Source organism: Thiospirochaeta perfilievii (assembly GCF_008329945.1).
Taxonomy (GTDB): Bacteria; Spirochaetota; Spirochaetia; order DSM-2461; family DSM-2461; genus Thiospirochaeta; species Thiospirochaeta perfilievii.
Genome location: NZ_CP035807.1, coordinates 459,963 through 483,836, shown reverse-complemented (window position 1 = coordinate 483,836; position 23,874 = coordinate 459,963). Strand labels below are relative to the sequence as shown.

Annotated in this window: 18 protein-coding genes; 14 read left to right on the top strand and 4 right to left on the bottom strand. The window is 32.1% G+C overall.

Features of this window, described 5'->3' with window-relative positions:
- Window positions 1–48: 48 nt before the first annotated feature.
- The gene (locus tag EW093_RS02145) at window positions 49–2,268 is read right to left on the bottom strand and encodes a glycoside hydrolase family 2 protein (protein ID WP_149566806.1); all 2,220 of its coding nucleotides are present in this window, start codon (window positions 2,266–2,268) and stop codon (window positions 49–51) included.
- On the bottom strand, window positions 2,261–3,658 hold the full coding sequence (locus EW093_RS02140; RefSeq protein WP_223111637.1) for a glycoside-pentoside-hexuronide (GPH):cation symporter: 1,398 nt from the start codon (window positions 3,656–3,658) through the stop codon (window positions 2,261–2,263). The genes EW093_RS02145 and EW093_RS02140 overlap by 8 nt, the downstream gene beginning before the upstream one ends.
- Before the next feature lie 103 nt (window positions 3,659–3,761).
- Between EW093_RS02140 and EW093_RS02135 the strand changes: the two genes are divergently transcribed.
- From EW093_RS02135 to recQ, 8 genes are all read left to right on the top strand, one after another.
- On the top strand, window positions 3,762–4,907 hold the full coding sequence (locus EW093_RS02135; RefSeq protein WP_149566805.1) for an AraC family transcriptional regulator: 1,146 nt from the start codon (window positions 3,762–3,764) through the stop codon (window positions 4,905–4,907).
- A gap of 83 nt (window positions 4,908–4,990) precedes the next feature.
- A complete protein-coding gene (locus tag EW093_RS02130) occupies window positions 4,991–6,823 on the top strand; it encodes a methyl-accepting chemotaxis protein (protein ID WP_187759795.1) in 1,833 nt (610 codons plus the stop codon).
- Window positions 6,824–6,987: 164 nt separating this feature from the next.
- Window positions 6,988–8,475, top strand: a complete 1,488-nt coding sequence (locus EW093_RS02125) for a hypothetical protein (protein WP_149566803.1) — start codon at window positions 6,988–6,990, stop codon at window positions 8,473–8,475.
- Window positions 8,476–8,691: 216 nt separating this feature from the next.
- The gene (locus EW093_RS02120) at window positions 8,692–9,156 is read left to right on the top strand and encodes a chemotaxis protein CheX (RefSeq protein ID WP_149566802.1); all 465 of its coding nucleotides are present in this window, start codon (window positions 8,692–8,694) and stop codon (window positions 9,154–9,156) included.
- Window positions 9,157–9,473: 317 nt separating this feature from the next.
- Window positions 9,474–10,532 (top strand): ribosome small subunit-dependent GTPase A, encoded by a 1,059-nt coding sequence (gene rsgA, locus EW093_RS02115; protein WP_149566801.1) that lies wholly within the window; start codon window positions 9,474–9,476, stop codon window positions 10,530–10,532.
- 193 nt (window positions 10,533–10,725) lie between these two features.
- Window positions 10,726–10,944 carry a hypothetical protein gene (locus EW093_RS02110; protein WP_149566800.1) on the top strand — a complete coding sequence of 73 codons (219 nt, stop codon included), beginning with the start codon at window positions 10,726–10,728 and terminating at the stop codon, window positions 10,942–10,944.
- Between the two features lie 141 nt (window positions 10,945–11,085).
- The gene (locus tag EW093_RS02105) at window positions 11,086–12,015 is read left to right on the top strand and encodes a GNAT family N-acetyltransferase (RefSeq protein WP_149566799.1); all 930 of its coding nucleotides are present in this window, start codon (window positions 11,086–11,088) and stop codon (window positions 12,013–12,015) included.
- 14 nt (window positions 12,016–12,029) lie between these two features.
- Window positions 12,030–13,811 carry a DNA helicase RecQ gene (recQ, locus tag EW093_RS02100; protein ID WP_149566798.1) on the top strand — a complete coding sequence of 594 codons (1,782 nt, stop codon included), beginning with the start codon at window positions 12,030–12,032 and terminating at the stop codon, window positions 13,809–13,811.
- 432 nt (window positions 13,812–14,243) lie between these two features.
- Here the strand turns inward: recQ and EW093_RS02095 are convergent, their stop codons facing one another.
- A complete protein-coding gene (locus tag EW093_RS02095; RefSeq protein ID WP_187759794.1) occupies window positions 14,244–14,930 on the bottom strand; it encodes a helix-turn-helix transcriptional regulator in 687 nt (228 codons plus the stop codon).
- A 459-nt stretch (window positions 14,931–15,389) separates the two neighbouring features.
- Here EW093_RS02095 and EW093_RS02090 point away from each other — a divergent pair, with 459 nt between their 5' ends.
- The 6 genes from EW093_RS02090 (at window position 15,390) to EW093_RS02065 (ending at window position 22,571) form a co-directional block, all read left to right on the top strand.
- On the top strand, window positions 15,390–16,409 hold the full coding sequence (locus tag EW093_RS02090) for a hypothetical protein (RefSeq protein WP_149566796.1): 1,020 nt from the start codon (window positions 15,390–15,392) through the stop codon (window positions 16,407–16,409).
- A 10-nt stretch (window positions 16,410–16,419) separates the two neighbouring features.
- Window positions 16,420–17,646, top strand: coding sequence for a hypothetical protein (locus EW093_RS02085; protein WP_149566795.1), 1,227 nt, complete (start codon window positions 16,420–16,422; stop codon window positions 17,644–17,646).
- Complete coding sequence (locus tag EW093_RS02080) at window positions 17,643–18,893, top strand: hypothetical protein (protein WP_149566794.1); 1,251 nt, start codon at window positions 17,643–17,645, stop codon at window positions 18,891–18,893. Before EW093_RS02085 ends, EW093_RS02080 begins: the two co-directional genes overlap by 4 nt.
- Window positions 18,894–19,607 carry a hypothetical protein gene (locus tag EW093_RS02075; RefSeq protein WP_187759793.1) on the top strand — a complete coding sequence of 238 codons (714 nt, stop codon included), beginning with the start codon at window positions 18,894–18,896 and terminating at the stop codon, window positions 19,605–19,607.
- Window positions 19,608–19,612: 5 nt separating this feature from the next.
- The gene (locus tag EW093_RS02070; RefSeq protein WP_149566792.1) at window positions 19,613–21,355 is read left to right on the top strand and encodes a hypothetical protein; all 1,743 of its coding nucleotides are present in this window, start codon (window positions 19,613–19,615) and stop codon (window positions 21,353–21,355) included.
- A gap of 298 nt (window positions 21,356–21,653) precedes the next feature.
- Window positions 21,654–22,571 carry an RQC domain-containing protein gene (locus EW093_RS02065; RefSeq protein ID WP_149566791.1) on the top strand — a complete coding sequence of 306 codons (918 nt, stop codon included), beginning with the start codon at window positions 21,654–21,656 and terminating at the stop codon, window positions 22,569–22,571.
- A gap of 27 nt (window positions 22,572–22,598) precedes the next feature.
- Here EW093_RS02065 and EW093_RS02060 read toward each other — a convergent pair whose 3' ends face one another.
- Window positions 22,599–23,873: an ArsB/NhaD family transporter gene (locus tag EW093_RS02060; RefSeq protein WP_149566790.1), complete on the bottom strand. Its 1,275-nt coding sequence runs from the start codon at window positions 23,871–23,873 to the stop codon at window positions 22,599–22,601.
- Window position 23,874: the final 1 nt, after the last annotated feature.

Below are 23,874 nucleotides of genomic sequence, written 5' to 3'. Positions count from 1 at the left end.
CTTTGCACAGAAGATTCCTCCTATGCAAAGTCGTTCTAATAACTCCTCTTAATTCTTAGGAATTTTATTTAAGTCTGAGTTTATTTTGTGTAAAAATCTTCTACTTAGTAGATCAGGGCTCATTTCAGCCATTTTTTCAAGGGAGAAATTTTTTGCCATAGGAAACATTGAGTGTTCAAACATCTCACTAAGATGTTTTTTTAGAACTGCTTCACCCTCAGTGTTTTTTATAATTTTTGATATTCTGTCTTTTATTGAGTAGAATCCTTCTGGAAACTCTAACTCAGGAACAGGTAATCCATCATCCTCATCTGAGAACCAGTTTGCTACATCTCCAACAGGATTTAACTCTTTTGCTACACAGTTATAAGACTTATCTGGTTTTTTTACGCCCTCAATTAAGATTGTATCACTACTGTTCCCACTAACTGCAACAATAACATTTTGTCCACTTTTTAACTTAACATCATTAAAGGTTACCATATTTTCAACAGGCTTCTTCTTTCCAAAGTATTTTCCATTTACAATTAATTCAACCTCTTTTAAATTAGATATTACAGAAATAGATGTTTTGCCCTTAGGACGTTTAACAAATCTTTTTGATGTTATGTGTAATACCTCTTTATCTGTCCAATATGATTGATAAATATAGAATGAGTCCTTTCTAGTTTTCCGGTCATGGGTTACTAAACCCTTGTTGTTCATACCTTGAACTCCACCCTCATTTCTAAGATCAGATGCAAAATCAAACATATTCCAAACATAAGTACCCCAAAGCCATGGTCTAGCATTAAATATCTGAAGTATCTCATGATGATATTTTGTTTGATACTCCTCACTATAATCACTTTTTTGTGGACTTAAGTTATGATATTTTAGGATAGCTTCACAACCGTATTCTGTTATTCCTAGGGGAATACTAGGGTTCTCGCTATGAAATTTATCTAACCATGTTCCCATAGTCTCTGTTTCATCGTAATACCAACCAAAATATTTATTATATCCAATTATATCAGTTATAGAGTTCATTGAATCATCATCAGGGTGGTGCCCAACTTGGGCTTGAGCTGTTAACCGACTAGGATCTAGCTTTTTAGTTAACTCATTTAATTCAGTAACAATACCTTCTATGTTATTCTCTTTCCCTGCAATTGTAATCTCATTTTGAACTCCCCACATAATTATGGAAGGGTGGTTGATGTTTTGTTTTACCAACTCTGTCATCTGACTTATCGCATTAGAACCTGTTGTATCATCATCGGAAGATGTTGTTATATAAGGAATCTCTGCCCATGATATAATACCTTCTCTATCGCATAGATCGTAGAATATCTGATTGTGTTGGTAGTGGGCAAGACGAATTGAGTTTGCACCCATCTCTCTTATTATTTGTATATCTTCAGCCATCTCTTCTTCACCCTGAGCCCAACCAATATCCTTTCTATCTTGATGTCTACTAACACCATTTAGATTAATAACTTCTCCGTTTAAAATAATTCCCTTATTAGGGGCAGCTTTAATACTCCTTAAACCAACAGGTATTCGTCTTAAATCTGATATTTTCCCATCTACAAAGAGATCAACTTCTAACTGATGCATATATGGATTTTCTACTCCGTTCCATAATTTAGGTGAAGCTACATTTAAAATTATATCCTCTTTTTCTCCACTTCCTGAAGCCACAACAGATCCAGCTTTATCTAATAATCGTGCTTCAATTTTATACTCTTTATCACCAGTAACTAGTGACTCAACTCTAAGTTTTGCACTCTTACTAGTAACCTCTTCCTGGTGTAGATAGACACCTAATGATCCAAAGTCAGTTAGGCTAAAGTGAACAGGATTAACAATTAAAATATTAACATCCCTATATAGACCACCCATAAATGTAAAGTCTGCCATTAATGGGTATACATCGTCATAGTGAGCATTATCCACGGATATATCTAGTGTAGATTTTATACCAGACTTTATATGGTCTGTTAACTCAAACCTAAAAGTAGAGTAACCACCCTTATGTAAACCAATCTCTTTACCATCAATATTTACTTTACAGATACTATTTGCACCTTCAAGTTCAATAAATACTCTATTCTCTGGAGTAAAATCTACTACTAATTCTTTAGTATAATGGCACTCTCCCCTAAAGTAATTATTTCCACCGTTTTGTCCATCTAAACCATTCCATGTATGGGGAAGATCTACGGTTTTATTCTTTTCTTCAGGCTTTTTGAAGATCCAATTTTTATTTATATTATTTTTAATCATTTAAGTCTCCTTTATTATTGTTTGAGTTGTTTATTGTATCAATTACTTCTTTTTGTTTTTCTGGTGTTAAGTTCCAAATAAAATAGTAGGCTATAAATGCAATAAACATAGCTATTGCAGGTACACCTATTGTTAGAAATTTAATCCCTAGTAAAGTCCCTGTAGTTTGCATGTCAGCTCCAGCTATATATCCAACAATAGATAATCCTATACCTGAAAAGAACCCAGCAAAAGCTTGCCCCATCTTTCTTACAAAGGAGTAAATTCCATATATAGAGCCCTCCTGCCTAGTCCCAGATAAGTATTGGTTGTAATCTATACAGTCTGAAACCATACCCCAAACAATCATATTAGGTATCATCATAAAAACAGAAGCTATTAATGTTCCACCTAGATATATCCATGGGCTTGTTGGTAGAAAGAAAAGTAGAGCGAAAATTAATGCAGATATTAAGCTTGATACCCAGCTTGTCTTTTTTACACCATAATTTTTTACTAATTTTGGAACTATTACAGATACAAATAACATTGGAATTATAGCAGTTAAACCTGTTAGGGCCATAAGTTCCAGTGCATCTAAATTCTCTCTAAAGTAGTAGATATTCATACTTCCCTGGATTAATAAACCTGTCAACATTGCAACCGATGCTAATGAAACCGCTAAAAAAGGTCTGTTTTTAAGAATAACTGAGAAAATATCTGAGAATTTAAATTTTGCATTTGTATCACCTTGTATAACAATATTCTCTTTAACATTGAAATAACTATATAGATAGGATAAAAATGTGATACCTCCAAAAACAATCATTGTAATAAGGTAACCCTTGGCTTCATTATCAGAGAATTGAACAAGTAGTAAAGGAACAACAATTCTTGTAACCATAGCCCCAATTAGGCCTCCTAAACCCCTGGAAACAGATAGTTTTGATCTCTCTGCTGTATCCTGAGTCATAACTGCTGCTAAACCACCATAAGGTATATTAATAAATGTATATGTCATACCCCATAGAATATAAGTTGCATATGCCCAAATTAGTTTTTGAGTTCCATCTAAACCCTTAGGTGCTATGAACATAAGTATAGCAGCTATTATTACAGGCCAACTTCCTTTTAAAAGGTATGGTCTAAACTTCTCAATTACCTTACCCTGATCTTTAGCATTTTTTACCCTTTTACTAAAAACTTTATCCGCAATACCACCCATTATTGGGTCATTTATAGCATCCCAAATTCGAGCTACTAAAAAAAGTGTACCTGCAGCAGCAGCTGTAATACCTAATACATCTGTATAAAATGCGAGTAAAAATGTTGCTGACATACCAAATGTTAATCCATTTGCTAGATCACCAAACCCGTAACCTATATAATTCTTTTTTGTGAGTTTATTCAATTTAATACTCCTCAAATTAATCTTTCTATATTAAACACCCTAAATTTTAACTCAACATGTAATTTATTTACCTAAAAAGTAATTTATCTACTATAATATTCTTATGATTAATAGATATTTAAACTTTTATTATAATATTACTGAGCTAAACATAAATTATATTTCTAAAGAAAGTAATATTGGGCTCCATACAGGGCCAATAAATTCCACTGTGTTAGATCTCTCAAAAATAGAAGAGTTTTTAGCTTCTAAAGCTGATGGATTACGATATATTAATATAAAAGATGATAATGGTTTACGCTTTTTATGTAGTCCGTTACAGAAGGGATATATTATATTAGGGCCATTTATTTTAGATACTGATCCTCCACCTAAGCTTGGTAGAGGACACTCCATTAATATTGAGATTCCAATTAAAAGTATCGAAAAGATAAAGTCTTACACTCAGCTTCTCTGTCTAGGTGATATAGGAACATTAGATTTAGAGTTTAGTAGTGACCCTATAAAAGTTCATAATCCAGTTTTTGACGATATATCAAAGTTAAATTCTTCTGAGATAGATGAAGTATATGAGATAGAGAGGAGTATTAGATATTTAATCTCAAGCGGTGATAGGGAAGGTTTAAAGAAACTATTTACTAAGGGGCTATACAATATTGCTACCTTTCAAGATAGATTTCCAAATAACCCTCTACGTTCCCAAAAAAACTTAGCAATTATATTAAATAGTATATGTAGATTAAGTGCAGAGAAGGGTGGATTACCAAATTATTTACTACATAATATTTCAGAGTCTTTTGCTTTTAAAATAGAGTCAGAAACATCTGTTGATGGTATAAAGAATTTAACTTTTGATATGTTATTACACTACTGTGATGCGGTACATAACTACGGTATTGAAAATCATAGTTATAAGATTGTTAAAACATGTCAGTATATAGTTTTAAATCTGCATACAAAATTGGAACTTGACACTATTGCGTCTCATATTGGTTCAAACCCAGCATATCTATCAAGGCTTTTTAAAAAAGAGGTTGGTAAAAATATTACAGAGTATATTAGGGAAAAAAGAGTAATGGAAGCAAGATGGATGCTTGGAAATACTAATGAATCAATAACAGATATTGCACTTAATCTAGGTTTTGAAGATGTTAACTATTTTAGTAAAGTTTTTAATAGGGTTGTGGGAGTTCCTCCAAGGGAGTATAAAAAAGGCTCATGGCAGAGAGATTTTAATGGACTTCCATAAATATTTATATACTCTTTTTATTCTTGACTTACATCAATAACTGCATATATTCAAAGTTAGCTGTAAATAAAAAGGGTATGAATATGTCATTTATAAAAAATATGAAAATAGGTTTTAAGATTGGGTTAAGTTTTACAATTGTTGTTCTACTATTTATAGTTGTAATTATTCAATATCAGAGCTCATTTATAGAAATTCAAAGAAGTTATAATAAGTTATTAGATGAAGTTGAAGTTAAAAAAAGTCTTTCAACGGATATTGAAATATCTATGCTTGAGGCTAGAAGATCGGAGAAAGACTTTTTTTCACGCTTGGAACTTATATATTTATCAAATGTTGAGCAGTCAGTAAAAGAGATAATCACCAAAGCTGAACTTATAAAAAATATTGATAAAAACAATGGGGTATCCTATGAATCCTCAGCTGATATAATCAAATATATTACAACTTACAAGGACCTATTTATAAAAGTTGTTGATGCATATAAAGTTAAAGGGTTAAGTTATGATCAAGGTCTACAGGGAGAGTTTAGGTCCGCTTCCCACAATATAGAAGCTGAGCTTGAGAAATATAATGAAGAGAAAATATTAATAGAGTATCTTAATCTAAGGAGAAACGAGAAAGACTATCTTCTCCGGAAGGAAGAGTCATATATTAAAAAAGTAGATAGTAGTATTTTAGAAATAAAAAAGAGTATAGAAAATTCAAATTTAGATTCCAATATTAAAAATGAGTTAAAGACACTTATAGAACTATATCGTCTGAAATTTAAAAACTTAACAGATAAAGATATAGAGATTGAGGGGTATACAGCTGAACTTAGAAGTGCTGTACATCAGATAGAACCTATTATTGCAGAGATTGTATCTAAAACAAATATTGAAATGAGTTCTATATCAAAAGATACAGAGATGATGGCTAAAAAGAGTATTGATATCGCTTTAATAACCGGATTTATAGCTGTTATTCTTAGTATTATATTTGTTGTGTTAATAATTTTATCAATTACACGTCCAGTTGCAAAAATACTGAAGTTTATTAAGTCATATGCCCTTGGTGATTTAACAACTAAGATATCATTGGATAGTAGTGACGAATTAGGAATTATCTCTCAAAATCTTCAAGGAGCAATCTCAACAATACATAATACTATAATTCAGGTTGATTCAAGTTCAAAAAACGTCTCTTCAGGAAGTAGTCAGTTAAGTGATACAGCCAATCAGATGTCCCAGGGGGCTTCAGAGCAGGCCTCCTCTATCCAGGAGATCTCATCCTCTATGGAGGAGATGGTGTCAAATATTAAAAGAAATGCTGATAATGCATCACAAACTGAAAAAATTGCTCAAAAATCAGCAGAAAATGCTAAAGTTGGGTCAGAATATGTTAGTCAAACAGTTGCAGCAATGAAAACAATTGCAGAAAAAATAACAATTATTGAAGAGATAGCAAGAAATACTAACTTATTAGCACTAAATGCATCTATAGAAGCTGCTAGAGCAGGTGAGTATGGGAAGGGTTTTGCTGTAGTTGCTTCAGAGGTGGGCAAGTTAGCAGAGAGAAGTAAATTAGCATCAGCTGAAATAAATATTCTTGCTAATGATAGTGTTGATGTGGCGGATAAGGCAGGGAAGAAGATTATTGATATGATCCCTGATATTCAGCGAACTGCAGAATTAATCCAAGAAATAAGTGCATCTAGCCATGAACAAAATTCAGGAGCAGAACAGATCAATCAAGCTATAATGCAGCTCGATAAGGTTATTCAGCAAAATGCATCGGTATCAGAGGAGTCATCATCTATGGCCGAAGAGTTAAATAGTCAAGCAATAATATTAGATGAAACCATAAGCTTTTTTAAGATAGATAACAATGATCTTAGTATTTCTAATAGGTTAGAACTGCTTAAAGCTAACTAATAATTTAAATCTAAATATCTGTTACTCAATTATATCTAGGTAACAGATTTTTTTTGACTTTATAATTAACGTCATTAATTTTACTAATTTAGTTAAATTTATAAACACCGTTAGAGAATTCCGTGATATTATTTATCTACTTACTATAAAAGGAGAAAATAATAATGAAAAAAATGCTAATGTTCATTTTAGTTTTAGTAGGAATGGGATCTCTTATACAGGCTCAAGAAGCTGTATCTAAAGTAGATGAGGGTACTCTATATACCCCTGTAGTTAGTGGAGATATCACCACAGTATTAAAAATGCAGGAATCATATAAGTCACCCTTTGATACACCAGCGTGGGATGCAAATCAAAGGGCTGGAGCTAGTAACAGAGATAGTCAATATATGAGAGTAAAGGGGAATATTAATGTTTCATCAGGTATCCCCGGGGTTTCACAGTGGTTTGGAGTACTCTCTTTATCCATGGATCCTAATTCTCCAGATAATGTTGATGGTAGTGATAATCATAATGTTGAAGAGATAGATGTTGATTTAACAAACGCTTTTATTATGTGGAGACCACTAGAAGTTGGAGGAGGTAGACCATTAGGTATCTCTATAGGTAATCAAACAATTAAAGCTACAGCAAATACAGCCTACTCATATATGTGGGGTGGAGACTTAGATAATGATTATGTATTACACTCAATGTCTGCACTTGTTAATAAGCCAATGATTAACATTGATCTGCATATTAATGAAAATAGTGGGATTGGATACGCCTTCGCTAAAGGATGCTCGGACTTTATACAAAACTCAGCTGTATTAGATAATGACTACGCATTAACAAATGTTGTATATGCTGAATATGGAATTGCCGGAGTTCAGTTAAATGCTTCTTATCAGTATGCAATAGGGAATAGATACTTAAAGGATGAGAATGAAACTAAAGCGGGGAATGCTTATCTTACTGCCGACTATGGTTATAACTCAAGTACAATTAATGGACAAGTTAGTTATGATCTAAACCTACCTAGTGTAAGTATTATGCCATATGTTGGATATCAAAAACTTTGGGGTGATGAAGCTTCAATTAGTGCTTACCAGGATAATGCTGCATTTTCTACAAAATCAGCTAACCTAGATATTATTACAGCTGGAGGTGTTATTAAAACTAAGGCTTTAGGTAAAAAGGTAACAATAGCAGGTGGATACAACCTAGTAAGCACCCAAGACTTTAACGGACTTGATGGTATAGAAGATGGACATTTAGATGAGCAAATAGAAATTTTTGCAGGAGCTAATGGTATGAGTTATGATGCAGATCTTGCAGCTTTTGCTGGTATATGTGGAGCTGGTTCATCTACATACTCAGTTGTTGGATTAGACTATATGTATAATTTAGAAGCATCAATAGAGTTAAGTAAACGAGCTTCTCTATCTATATTCCTACATGGAACAAAGGCAAAGGCGCCTGATAACTATAAAGTAACAGATGAACAAAAGGCGAAAATACAGACAGTTTTTGAAACAGCCTTTGGAATGGATACAGCTACAGCTACATATATGACTGAGCAGGTTGCAACAGGATATGATACAGATATCCTAAGTGGAACAGAGTGGACTGATAATATCTCCTTTGGTATTCAATTAAAATACGCTTTATAATTACCCTATTTTTATCATAACGAAAAATTAAAAAAAGTTGTCTGGACTCCATAAATATCAACACAATTTGGTTTTGTGATAGTCCAACACTTTTTTATCTATAACATCCCTAAAAGATTCAATAGATGGATAGTTCTAGCCACCCTAATGGGGATAGATACATTTTTTTGTAATATCCAATAGTCTTTTTATATAAATGAACTTATAATAGTAAGTATGAATGTAACAATTATTAATCCATTTTTAAATTCTGCTATCAGTATGTTTCAAGAGATGTTTAATTTAACTCCTCAACATGGAGCCCCCTATATCGTAACAGGTTCAGGTAACCATAGATGGGAGATCTCCGGAATTATTGGAATAGTAGGTGACACAGAGGGTGTTATTGTTATTCGATTACCTAGATCTTTAGCTGTAAGATTATTAATTGAATCTGGAATGAATGTTCAATCAAATGATGTAGATGATATGATACATGGAATGGTTGGTGAATTTGCAAATATCATATCAGGAAATGCTTTAAATAAGATTTCACAAAAAAAAATTGATATTACAGTTCCTATTACTGTTCAAGGGAAAAATCATACAATAAACTGGCCAAATAAAGGAGCTATTATTGGTCTACCTTTTACTACAGCATTTGGTTCATTTGAAATGCAGATAAATATTTCAACCTCATAAATATAAATCAAAAATATATTTAGAGCATAAGCTTGTTTTACTTTAAGTTATGCTTCATAATTAATAAAAACCTAGGAGGTCTTTAATGATTGTAATTGTAAAAATGGTTAGTAATAACCGAGTTATTCCTTGCCAACAAATCCTTGGTGTTTCTGTTCAATAATTACTTTATACAGTAATTTTAAAAAATTCTAAATTATCGAACATGACATCAACCTTTATTTTTAGTGTAAGTGGTTTGGTATGTCCAAAACAGACAGATATATAATCAAATCTCTAGTGATGACTAGGACTTAAGTCCTAATAGGATTATAACGATGAATTTAGAAAAATGGGGATTAACATCCTATTTTAAAGATAAAACATTAAATTTAGTAGCACAAGGTTTAAATATAGGGCGAATTGTAAAAGAGTCGAGGCACCTATATGAAATTGAGACAGAACAGGGAAGATTCCCTGGAAAAATCTCTGGACATTTTCAATATAGTGCAATAAATAGGGCAGATTATCCCACAATTGGTGATTGGGTAGCTGTCAAAATAGATAAAAATATGGCTGTAATAGAGAAGTTAGTAGATAGAACTACTGCTTTCTCTAGAAAGAGAGCTGGGAATGAAACCCAAGAGCAAATAATTGCAGCTAATTTAGACTATATCTTTTTGGTTTTTGCACTAGATGGTGGTCGAAACTACTCAGAAGGTGCTGTGGAACGTTTTTTAACTAGAGCATGGGATAGTGGTGCCACACCAATTATAGTATTAAATAAAACTGACCTATGTGAAAGTTGTGATGAATATCTCTATAAGACTGAGTTAATCGCAGCTGGAACAGCAGTTATATTGACAAGCACCATTGATGGAAGTGGTATTAGCGAACTGAGAGAGTTATTGAAACCTGGGAAAACAGTAGGATTCACTGGATTTTCAGGTGTTGGTAAATCAGCCCTAATAAATACTCTCTGCGGTCAGAGTGTTATGGCAACTGGGGCGATTAGAGAGAGTGATAAAAAAGGTAAACATACTACAACCCACAAGGAGTTAATTTTATTGGATAATGGTTCTATTTTAATAGATAGTCCAGGTTTGAAAGAGTTACAGCTTTGGGGTGATGAGAGAACTTTAGATAGTACATTTAATGATATTATTGATTTATCAAGAGAGTGTAAATTTTCAAACTGCACTCATAATGGAGAGCCTGGTTGCGTGATCAAAGAGTTATTAGACAGTGGTGAGTTGAACCTTGATCGGTATAATAGGTATCTCAAAATGAAGAAGGAGCTTAATTTTCTTGAGAGAAAAACATCAATTAAAGCTAAGTTAGATGAGAAAAAAAAGTGGAAAGATATTTCCAAGTTTGCAAAAAGTTTAAAAAAATAGTCTAGGCTGCCATAATTGGCAGTCATTTATTAATCTTAAATATTTACCGATAAAAAAATTGAATATATATTTAAAAACAAATTGAGGAATATCATGAGAGAGAAAAGAAAACACAAAAGATTCCCTGTAATCTGCAAGGCTGAATGTACTAATGCTGAGCTGCTAGTTCTTAATTTAAGTAGGGAAGGAATGAATGAATATAGAGACAATATACTCCTTTAAGGACAATAAAAATATAACCTTTACCCTAGTATTTCCAAGCCTGGATATAATTAAAATATGTGGTGATATTATATGGGATAAAAAATCTGATAATAATAAATATAGTTATGGTATTAAAATAATAAAACTAACTGATGAAAATGAAGCAGCTTATATTTCATTTATTAATAATTTAGAAATCTACCAATAAAAGTTGTTAAATATTTTCAATCTCCCCAAGCCTTTTTTATGCATTTTCATAAGTAAATTTACTTTGATATAATTATACTACTTAAGAAGTATTTAATAATTGTAAAATATAGGAGAGAATTAACGGGTTTAGGAGGGTGGTATGGGAATTAAAAAATTAAAGAGTAATGAAATACCCTATAATTTAGTCTACTTAGCCGATGAAGATGCTGATCAAATAAAAAAATATATAGACTCTACTACGTTTTTTGGTTCATTTTGTAATGGATCAATCGTAGGGATAATAGGTTTAAATGAAACTATACATAAGTCAGTTGAGATTGTCTGTGTTGCAGTTGAAATTGAATATCAAGATCGGAAAATTGGATCAGAATTATTAGAGTATGCTATTCAATACTCTAAAGAGAACTCTTATAAGGAAATTTTAATTAAAACCGGTAATAGTAGCATTAAACAGATATACCTTTATCAGTCCTGTGGTTTTATAATTGACTCTATAAATAAAAACTACTTTATTAAAAATTACAAAACCATAATTTATGAGAATGGTTTAAAATGTAGAGATCAGATTGTTTTTAAATATAAGATATATAATCAAGAAGAGTTGTCTAGAAAAATTGATGAGTACTGGAAGAGATTTATATCTATAAATAAGGAGTATAAAGATAGGGAATATGAAGTTTGGAATTTTTGTTATGGGGAGATACTACCAAATAGACTATTGGGACTAGTTAAAACAGGAATTAAAACTGCAACTAGTTCAGCATATGATCTATATAGTAAGGATGATAAAGTTCCTCAGGTTGGAGATCTCTCAATTATTACATATGGAAATGGTCTACCTGGATGTATTATAGAAACAAAAGAAATAAAAATTATAAAATTTAATGAAATTAGTGAAAATGAAGCAAAACTTGAAGGTGAGGGAAATAAAACACTAAAATATTGGAGAGAGGGACATAAAAAGTTTTTTAAAATTGATTATGAAAACGATGAAAAAGAATTTTCAGAAGAGATCCCTGTCCTTTTTGAACGTTTTCATGTAATTTATGATGAAGAGAGGGGCTATTGATAGCATGTTAGAGAGTGAATAATAGAGTTTTTAATACATTACAGTCAGTATTTGGATTTTCATCCTTTAAAAAAAATCAAGAAGCAATTGTCTCTTCTATATTAGATGGTAGGGATGTTTTTGCTGCAATGCCAACAGGGGGAGGTAAATCTCTCTGTTATCAACTACCCTCAATTTTATTACCAGGGATTACAGTAGTTGTTAGTCCATTAATAGCTTTAATGAAGGATCAGGTTGATTCTGCTGTACAAATTGGAATATCTGCAGCATATATAAATAGTTCCCTTGATAAAGATAAAACTATTCAGATATATAGGGATTTACAAAAAAATAAGATAAAACTTTTATATATCTCACCAGAGAGATTTGCTCTAACAACATTTATTCAGACTCTAAGTCAGTTAAATATATCACTTTTTGCAATTGATGAAGCCCATTGTTTATCAGACTGGGGGCATGATTTTCGACCTGACTATTTATCCCTTACTAATATAAGGAAGTTTTTCCCAAATACAGTAATTGCGGCTTTTACAGCCACCGCGACTAAACAGGTTCAATCGGATATTATTTATAAGCTAGATCTAATTAGACCTTTTATAACAAGGGCTTCATTTGATAGACCTGAGTTATCCTATAGGGTTGTAAGAAAATCAAAAACAAAAGATCAACTGCTTAAACTTACAAAGGATAGAGTCGGCAAAGCTGGTATAATTTATAGAACATCAAGAAATGATGTAGAGAAAACCGCAGCTTTCCTTGTTGCTAATGGAATAAAAGCACTTCCATATCATGCCGGTTTAGAAGAGAGAGTAAGAACAGGGAATCAAGAAAAATTTAACTGTGATGAAACCGATGTCATTGTTGCAACAATTGCATTTGGAATGGGCATTGATAAGAGTAATATTAAGTATGTAATCCATGGAGACTTACCAAAAAATATTGAAGGGTATTATCAAGAGACCGGTCGTGCAGGTCGAGATGGATCAGACTCAGAGTGTATACTACTTTTTAGTCGAGGTGATAGTGTTAAAATAAACTACTTTATTAATAAAATTGAGGATATTCATGAACAGGAGAAGTCTAGACATAATCTTAATAAAATACTTAGATATGCTTCAAGGAATGTCTGCAGAAGAAAGCAACTTTTAAGTTATTTTGAAGAGGAACACCCAGGAAACTGTAATAATTGTGATGTTTGTAACAACGAAAATGAGTTAATTGATATAACTGTAGACTCCCAGATGATTTTATCTGCTATTGCTAGAACAGGTCAAAAGTTTGGAATAAATCATACTATTGATGTAGTAAGAGGTTCTAAGAGTAGTAAAATTTTAAAGTTTGAACATGATAAAATTAAGACTTTTGGTATAGGTAAAAGTAAAACAAAAGAGTTTTGGCACTTAGTAATAGATGAGTTATTAGGTCAAGAGTGCCTAATTCAGGATAGTGAAAGGTACAACGCTTTAGTTATATCTGAAAAGGGGACAGATCTTCTATATGGACGAATAAAAACCACTATGTTTAAACCTGTAATTGAGAAGAGTAAAAAAAGTAGGGAAGCTATAACTTTAACTAAGGATGAAGAACTATTTGAAAGATTACGAAGGGTAAGATTAGATATTGCTAAGGAGAAAAACGTTCCACCATATGTTGTTTTCTCAGATAAGACTTTAACAGATATGAGTAATTTAAAACCTAGGAACTCAGAAGAATTTTTATTAGTAAATGGTGTTGGAGAGAAGAAACTGGAGAGTTACGGAGATCAATTCCTAGGAATAATTATAAAATATTTGTAGGAGTAACTTTAATTATCGTTGGATAGGAAGAGTTGATAATATTTTTGTCATTGTGAATACTTACCCAAAACAAACTATCAGATTGTTTGTTTCCAATAATAACCATACCAAGCTTTCTTCCCCGTTAGAATTAGAACTTGTTACTTAAAAAATCCATATCCATATAACCGGTAACATCAGGGACATATTTTGAATACTTCTCTTTTTTTTAACTCCTGGCTTATAGTGTCAACTCCTAATTTTACGAAAATCTCTACTTACTTAACATCATCAATATGTCTATCATCTACTACAACCATGAACCCAATAACTTTTCACAGATCTCTCTCTCTTCTTTCATAACACACCCTTCACATACCTACGGTGGGTATTCATAACGTAATCCCACTTAAGTTATAAATCAAGGGAGAACCATTTATTATTTTTAATATTTTATATATAAATGGAACTCTCTAAATAGATATCTTTAAGCTCCTGACGGCTCTGTATATCAGCCTTCTTATATATACGATTAATATGGGTTTTAACAGTTGCAGTTGATATACATAATAAATCTGAGATTTTTTTATATGTATGACCGGCTAGTAGTAAATCTACTACTTGAGCTTCTCTTTGAGTAAACTGTAAACTAGATGATATATTTTCATTTCTATTTTGTTTTACCTTTATATGCAGTAATAATAGATTTTTAATTCCTATATTAATTACCACTAAATTGTACACTGATAATAATAGAGGGCTTAGAATTATATCTTTTCTAATAGAGGACAATAATATATCTATTATCTGAATTGGAACAACAAATAACATAAACAAAATAAATTTATTTTGTGCTGGAGACTTATCTTCCTTACCCCTCATAAAGAGAAGAATACCAATTATCATTCCAGTTATAAGTCCAAAGATCAAATAACTTGTACTATAATAATCAAGAATACTGAAATCTCCCAATCTGATTATATTATTGAAATTAAGAAAGAAAAGGATGTTCATTGTTATTGAGACTATTGGAAGTATATATAACTTCAACATCTTAAAATTATTAATATCAAACAGCTTTAAAGCAAAAAGTGATAGAGACCAACCTAATGTGTTAAGTGATATATTCTCACTACACATATATAATACTCTGAGTAAGGAAGATTGGTTAACTTGTAAAATATCCACATAGGAGTGTAGTAACCATGATCCAGCTAGAGTCACTAGAGTCAATTGTAAGAAAATAAATTGTCTGTAGGATTTATTTTTTTGAAAATGGTAGTAAATTATTATTCCTAAAAAAGAGATAATAGACAAAAAAAATGCGGCTAAATAATAAAATAACTTAATATGTTCCATAATTGTTAACAAGTATATCATCGTTTCAAAAGTAGGACAACTTTAATTCTTCCATCTATAAGGTGATTACTATGTCTTTAAAACCTATGGTAAATAAAAAAAGTTGACCCACTTTTCTCCGGGTAATCCTATTTTATCGATGGAGTTAGTTGGTAAAATCCACCTATATGGTTGATGGACGTATTTTCATAAGAGGATGTATAACATGAACATCAAAAAAAATAAATTAAGGAAGTGAATATGAAAACTAAGTTTTTGAAAGAGAGAGTATTTAGTATTTCTCTAATCTTGTCTTTGTTTCTATTTTCATGTGAGAATGGAGTGGTTATTGACAGTGCGTCCAAACTAGAGGATTTGGAAAAACAGGAAGTCTCTATTTATAATGGAGACAATAAAGATGAAGATATTATTAGTTATTCAGCAAATGTAAAATCTTATTATTCACATGATAAGAAAGGAATTGACTCTGAATTAACTCAAGAGTACAGAATGTCTTTAAAATTAATTGATAGTCAACTATACACAAGAATCGATGTCCCTGGAAATCAGTTCTCAGATTTACGTAATCGTTCAATTGTAACTTCTCCAACAGAGACTATTGTCTTTTTTGAAGATACAGACGAAGTGGAAGCACGAATTCCTATAGAGTCAACATCAAATGATTTCTTAGGTATAAACAATAGGCTTCCTATATTAGGTCGATTGGATCTTAACAGTATAACAACTGAAGCAAAACGATTATCATTTGATGTTGAAGATGTTACACCAGGGATCCTAACAGTCTCTCTACCATCATCAGCTTTTGAACAGACCGGGGGTGTATATAACGATTATACCCAAGATGTTTTAAGTTACAAACTTAGCTTTGATACAGAAGAGAACACACTAGCATCTACAGAGATGATAGTAGCTGAGTCTGACGGAACTATAATGACAGTTAATACCTATGACCTTTTCCATGAAGATGAAAATGGAGAACTAATAAAAACAGGAAGATATACAGCTGTTCATAATAATTTAAACATGGAAATCTCTATTGATGATGCAGATATTGAAACTTACGAAACACTTGATGATATTCCTGAGATATCTAAAGATGAAATTGCTACCCTAGTAGAAGAAGGTTCTATTTCTGAAGCTGATGTTGAACCATGGTTAGGAGATCCCACAGATCCTAACTTTACTGAGATATTTATTGAGTTATACGAAGATGTTGAACTAAATACATTGGAAGATAGTCTCTTCCGAGTGGGACTATAGGGAGAGTGTGATGAAAAAAATAACTTTATTCTTATTATTTATTTTTATATTTGTTAATGTTTATAGTGAAGATGTCATTATTTATGGTTTTAATTTTGATTCTCATGATTTCAGTACATCACTGGAAAGTAAGTCTCAGACTATTTACAATGATAATAAATCCACTAAAGATCAGGTAGTAATTGGACACAGCCAAGGTGGTTTAAAAGGTGCGGCTTATGTAAAAAAAATGGAACTTGCTAAAAATAGTAATATAGATGCATTTATTTCCGTAGATTCACCTGTTGTTGGGTTTGCAGGCCTTGATTATGGTTACTCTACACTAAGGACAAGAATATTAACTGATGTAAAAGTACACCAAAGAGGTGTAACTGGTATAGTATCAGCCTTACCATTTGGGGAGTATTTAAGTATTATCTTGGATTTAATTGGATTACATGATACTGCACAACTAAACTTAGTGTTGAATATCGCCGACGAAGTATCTGAGGTACCAATGAGAGAACTCTTTGATACTGTAGTTAATAAAAGTAAAGCAGACTCATCCATCAAAGAGATAACAGATATGGGACGAAATAGTACCTTTGTAAAAAAATATGTTAGGGATACAAAGATTGAAAAAGTAAAATATGTTTACAAAACTACTAAGTACCTTGCTGTAAAATGGAAGAAAAAAGGATGGATTAAATATCCAGTAACTTATTGGGCAACAAAGAAACACTACAAATACAGAGATAAATATATATCTGGAGGTAGTAAGTTACCAAAAGATATAAAGATAGGTCATATAGTTGGAACGGATAATGACCCTCTTAGAATGGCACAGGATGGTGAGAAAGACATGAGAAGTGGAATGAATAAACTTCAAACTGCTTATGGTGTTGCAGGATGGGTAAATGGTGGAAAAGCAGTTACTCAGTTCTGGAAAGCTGCATACTTCGTAACGAAATCACACCAGTGTTTCTCAGCTGAAAAATGGGTTAAAAACTACAAAACAGAGTGGGGAGACATAATCGGAGGTAGAGCAAATGATGGTTTTATTTCTCAGGGTTCACAAAAAATACCAGGAACACCTTTAGACTATATACGTTATGTAAAAGTAGACCATGCACGTTCAACACCTCCAACTAGTGCAAATATTAAAGCGAATAGGTTTAATGATGATCTTACAGCGAAGATTTACCACCTAGAAGATGGAGAAGTTACTAAAATTAAAAAAAGTATGGGGTTTAAATGATTTATAAAAATATTCTTATATTTATATTAGGAACATCCCTTTGCGGGTGTTCATACTATCCTATAAAAGGTTCCTCCAATAATACATTTGAACCTATAATAGTTAAACAGATGGATAATAACTATAATAATACCAATCTCTATGAGTCTTTACTTGTAGTAGATGTATTATATATTTCAGAAGTGCTTGATAATGGTTTAAGTAAAACCAATCTCACAACAGGGGAATTGTTATGGAGGAATTCCGAAGTAGATCCATCAACAAACCCTGCTCTTTGGGAAGGATTTATTGTATCCTTGGTCTACACAGTGTATGAAGAGGAACAGGACTATAATCTTTATTTTACAGATCAAAACACAGGGGAAATTATTTATAAATTTAGATTCAAGGATATGATGGATAATCCTGAAGTTGGATTAAATGGTTATTGGTCTGTGATACATAATAATAAATTGTACTTCTCAACTTGTGACACATCTAATTCATTTTCTGATGAAGCTATTAAACTATCCATGGTGGATATTTCAGAACTAGATTTTACAAACTCAGAACCAGATGCAATAGTTCCAGAAGTTATCCTCCAAGGTTCGAGATTGGACTCTTTATTTAGAACTCAGCCTCTATTTAATGTTGATGGCATGTATATACTTTCCGGTGGGGCAGGTTCAAGTATACCAGAAGATCAAGAGGTTACAGAAACTTCAGATTACCATCAAAGTGATATAAAGCTCTATGCTTTAGATAATGAATATAACAAACTCTGGGAGAGAGGATTTGAGTATGCTGGATGGGTTGGTGCTAATGCATATCATCTTCAATTTTATGATGAGGATTATCTATATCTAGCAACATCTGACGGAGCAGCTTTAATAGATAAAAATACTGGAACCATAATTTATGAAAGAGTTGGTAATTATAGCTCTAATTACACAACTATTGATGGAGAATATGGTTACTCAACGATTTATGGATTTCTAAAATGTGTTCATATTCCTACAGGAGATATAATCTGGAATGATGAGATAAAGTATACCAGAGATTGTAAGCCAGTTGTGTATGGCAATAAATTATATGTAGTTGATTCAGATGCTCTAAGAGTATATAACAAAAAAACAGGACAACTACTTGGTAAAAACGAGGATTTAGGTGTTCCTGGATACCGATGGCAAGGATATATGCCATATAATAATGATATTTTACACATTCTACAAACAGAAAAGATAGTCTCGATAAGGATGGAGGATTAAATGGTGAATATGAGAAAAATCTTGAATAATTTGTTAATAATTTTAATCCCAACTCTTTTATTATCATGTGAAATGATTGATAGGCAAAACTCTTCAAATAATAATGTTCTAAATATAAAAATCGTAATAGAAGGGAGTAGCAGTTCTAATTCGAAAGCAAAGGTTTTTCTAGAAGGATCTGATGGAAATTTAGTTACTGGTAGTAATGTTATTATCCTAAATGACACAGGAGTAGCTTCTCTTCTAACCTTTAATTTTGAAGAAGGTAGTTATTATGGAGAAATTCCTGTATCAGCTAGTGGCGCTTATGAGATACGGGTTAAAAGTGCTTTAATTGAAGAAACCCTTATTAGTGATGTTCAATATCACGGGCTTAGTAAAAAAGCAGAAATAAATATGCTTCAGGATGATAACAGCCTTTCGGCTCTAGAGGGTAATACTCTTTCTTCAGAAGACAAGATCCATATGGGTTGGTCTGAAGTACTCGGGGCAAGTATCTACCAAGTCAAAGTTTATCGAGATGGGAACCTTATTTATACAAAATCATCTAGTGATTTAACATGTATTATAGATGGAGGAACTCTTCAGGAAGGAAGTGACTATTATTGTAAGGTTGATGCGCAATATATCAGTGGAGATCCTCTTTTTGTGTCATCTTTCTATTACTCATTTAGTGAGTCCCTTGGCTCTAGTTTATACTTTAACCTGGATTAAAAAAATTGAAAAAGTTTGTTTTTAGTTTTATTGTTTGTTTATTAATATTCTCATGTAATGTTACTGATCTGAATAGGACAAAAGTTTTAGATTCAATGATCTTAATCCCATCGTCAGAGTCAATATATGAAGTAGAGGATTTAATTTTCTTTTCACTTGACCAATGGGATAATGAAATAGAATGGTATTCAAATATTGATGGTAAACTTGGAGAGGGAGATACTTTGTACAGCAGACTGTCCAAAGGTACTCATCAAATAACAGCTCAAAAGAGAGATAAAATCCTAGATACTATCTCAATAGATATTATTTCTAAAATATTATCAGAAGGAGATATTATAACGAGGTCTATATACCAAGAGGTTAATCATTATATTCTACCACTGGGGATCTACTCTCCAGTAATATATTCATTTGGAAGTTCTAATATGAATATAAATATACCTGCACGTAATATGATAAGTTCTGGAGCTTCTCAAACTTTAGAGGGAAATCATTTTTTAAACCTTAAATCTTCAAATATAAGACCTCAGAGACAATACGGGAATCTACTGTATAATTCTATGGGAAAAAGAACTCTAGATGAGACTGTAAAGGAGTTTATATTACCAAATACCGCAAATCCTGGAAATGATCCTCATATAGTGAGAGCTTCTCTAGAATTTACATCAGATGAAGTGAATTTCTGGTTGGATGAAAACTCTAATAAAAATGAAGAGTTATTAGAGGAATTGTGGCTAAATATATCTAAGATAGGCATTCTCAGAGTTAAAGCTATCTGGGGATATTGGGCAGATATAAACAAAAACAGTAAAGTGGATGTATTAATATCACCTAAAATAAATGAAGAAGAAGTGGCTATAGGTTTTTTCAACACAGCGGACTTTTATGAATATAACGATAATATAGACTCTGATGAGTATAATATCTTTAGTAATCAAATAGATATAATCTACCTTGGAGATCCATCAGCTTCACCAGATGATTTTGCGTATTCTGTAAACTCTTTAACTGCCACCTTTTGCCACGAAATGACCCATATGATAAACTACTCAAATAAAGTCTATTTACCAGGTCAAGCTGGAATTGTGAATACAAAACCTGAAGAACTTTTTTTAGACGAAGGGCTTGCACACTTAACAGAGAGTTTATGCGGATTTGGAGAATCCGGAGGAAACCTTGCCTTTCTCTCTAAGTTTCTGGAAAATACCGGTCACTTTTCGTTTAACGGTCCAGATTTAGACGGATCATTAGATAGCGTAGGAAAAAGAGGAGGAGTTGCAGCTTTTCTTTCTTATCTAGTTTGGAAACATGGAGGAATTAGATGGAACTCCCAAAAGCCTGGTGTATTGGATAACTCTAGCGGACTTATTTTTTTAAAGAAACTTCTGATTAGTGACAAAACAGGTTGGGAGAATTTATCCTTTGCTTTGAGTTCTAGAAGTGAAGATTTCTTACTGGAATGGATACAACTTTTAAATGAAGATGGAGCTGATTCATTTCCATCAGTAGTTGATGATTATACTGGTGAAGAGTTGGTTCTGAACCCTTATTGGGGTAATCTACAAATTAATTCAAACTCATATCCTTTACAAGGGGTTGTAAGAGCTTCATTGGAAGAGTCTTTTATTATAATTCCTTACTCCTTTAGATGTTTTGATCAAGTAACCACAACAGATGAAACGGAGATTATAATTGAAGGAGAACTTGATAAAGGTAAAGTCTTAATTGAATTCTTAATAGAATAATGAATTTATCCTAATAGTCTAACAATCCGAATCAGTCCATATATATTAGACCATATCTACCTTCAACAGCATAATCAGTAAGCTCTATAAGCTTTTCTAGAGAGGAGAAATTTAAATCAGTATTATTTTCTCTGGATTTAAAACATTTAGACGTTGTGCAATATCTTTTTTTAATGAATCAGTATTTTCGATCATAAAAATATAATAACATAAATAACTTATTCAAACAAAGGCGTTTATTAATGCTAGATATATTAAAAATGTAAATACTTAGTAGTATATAAGAGCTTCTTTCCATATGGGTATTGATAAGAGTAATATTAAGTATGTAATCCATGGAGACTTACCAAAAAATATTGAAGGGTATTATCAAGAGACCAGTCGTGCAGGTCGAGATGGATCAGACTCAGAGTGTATACTACTTTTTAGTCGAGGTGATAGTGTTAAAATAAACTACTTTATTAATAAAATTGAGGATATTCATGAACAGGAGAAGTCTAGACATAATCTTAATAAAATACTTAGATATGCTTCAAGGAATGTCTGCAGAAGAAAGCAACTTTTAAGTTATTTTGAAGAGGAACACCCAGGAAACTGTAATAATTGTGATGTTTGTAACAACGAAAATGAGTTAATTGATATAACTGTAGACTCCCAGATGATTTTATCTGCTATTGCTAGAACAGGTCAAAATTTTGGAATAAATCATACTATTGATGTAGTAAGAGGTTCTAAGAGTAGTAAAATTTTAAAGTTTGAACATGATAAAATTAAGACTTTTGGTATAGGTAAGAGTAAGCCAAAAGAGTTTTGGCACTTAGTAATAGATGAGTTATTAGGTCAAGAGTGCCTAATTCAGGATAGTGAAAGGTACAACGCTTTAGTTATATCTGAAAAGGGGACAGATCTTCTATATGGACGAATAAAAACCTCTATGTTTAAACCTGTGATTGAGAAGAGTAAAAAAAGTAGGGAAGCTATAACTTTAACTAAGGATGAAGAACTATTTGAAAGATTACGTAGGGTAAGATTAGATATTGCTAGGGAGAAAAACGTTCCACCATATGTTGTTTTCTCAGATAAGACATTAACTGATATGAGTAATTTAAAACCTGAAACTTCTGATGACTTTTTACTTGTAAATGGAGTAGGGAATAAAAAACTATTAGAGTATGGTGATATATTTATGAGTGAGATAAGATCTTTTCTAGAGTAGGATCAGTTTTGATCCTACTCTTATATATTAGATAAGGTATCTAAGATAGACATAAACTGTGGATATTATTAATGTGATAAACATTATTATTACCCCGTACTTAGTGAACTCTAAAAAACTGATTTTATAACCACTTCTAGAAGAGATTCCAGCACTTACAACATTAGCAGATGCCCCAATTAATGTACCATTTCCACCTAAACAGGCCCCAATAGCTAGTGACCACCAAACAGGAATTATAGCACTACCACCTAACTCTTGGCCAAGTCTCTCAACTAATGGAATCATTGTTGCTACATAGGGTATATTGTCTAATATTGCAGATAAAATACCACTAACCCATATAATTGATGTGGAAGTAACTAATACATCCCCATTGGTTGCAGATAGATATTTTTCAGCAAGGAATTCAATAACTCCCAACTCTTCTAAACCTCCAACCATCATAAAAAGACCTATAAAAAAGAATATTGTAGACCACTCTACTTCGTTAAAGAACTCTTCAATCTCCTCTCCTCCAGCTATTAACATTAAAATAGCTGCACCACCTAGAGCTATTGTTGAAGGCTCTAATCCTGTAATACTATGTAGTAGGAAAAAAATTAGAACTACACCTAAAACAGATAAGCTTTTAATAAGAAGTGGAACATCGGTTATAGAGGCATTTTCATCAAAGTCCATAATCCTAGCTCTTCTCTCCATACTTACAACTAGCTCTTTTCTAAAAAATAGATATATTATTCCACAAAATACAATTAGTAATATTAAAACAAGTGGTCCCATATTTACAAGGAAGTCTGTAAAACCTAAACCTGCAGCACTTCCTATCATTATATTTGGTGGGTCTCCAATAAGAGTTGCCATACCCCCTATATTAGATGCTAGAGCAGCACTAATTATATATGGTATAGGACGAACTCCTAACTCAACAGAAACTAATATAATAACAGGTGTTAATATTAAAATAGTAGTCACGTTATCCAATAATGCTGAAAGTATAGCAGTCATAATTGAAAAAAGTATTAGGATTTTAATAGGATCACCCTTAACTACCTTTGCAGACTTAATAGCTATATATTGGAATACCCCAGACTTTTTTGTAATTCCAACTATTACCATCATACCAATTAAAAGGAATATAACATTCCAGTCTACACTTTCAAATGCTTCATGTTGCTGAATAATTCCCATAGAGATAAATAAAACCGCTCCTAGTAGGGACAAAATTGTTTTATTTGCAACTTCTAATGAGATAAGAACAAATAGTAGTATAAAAAATACTACACCTATAATTGTATGCATA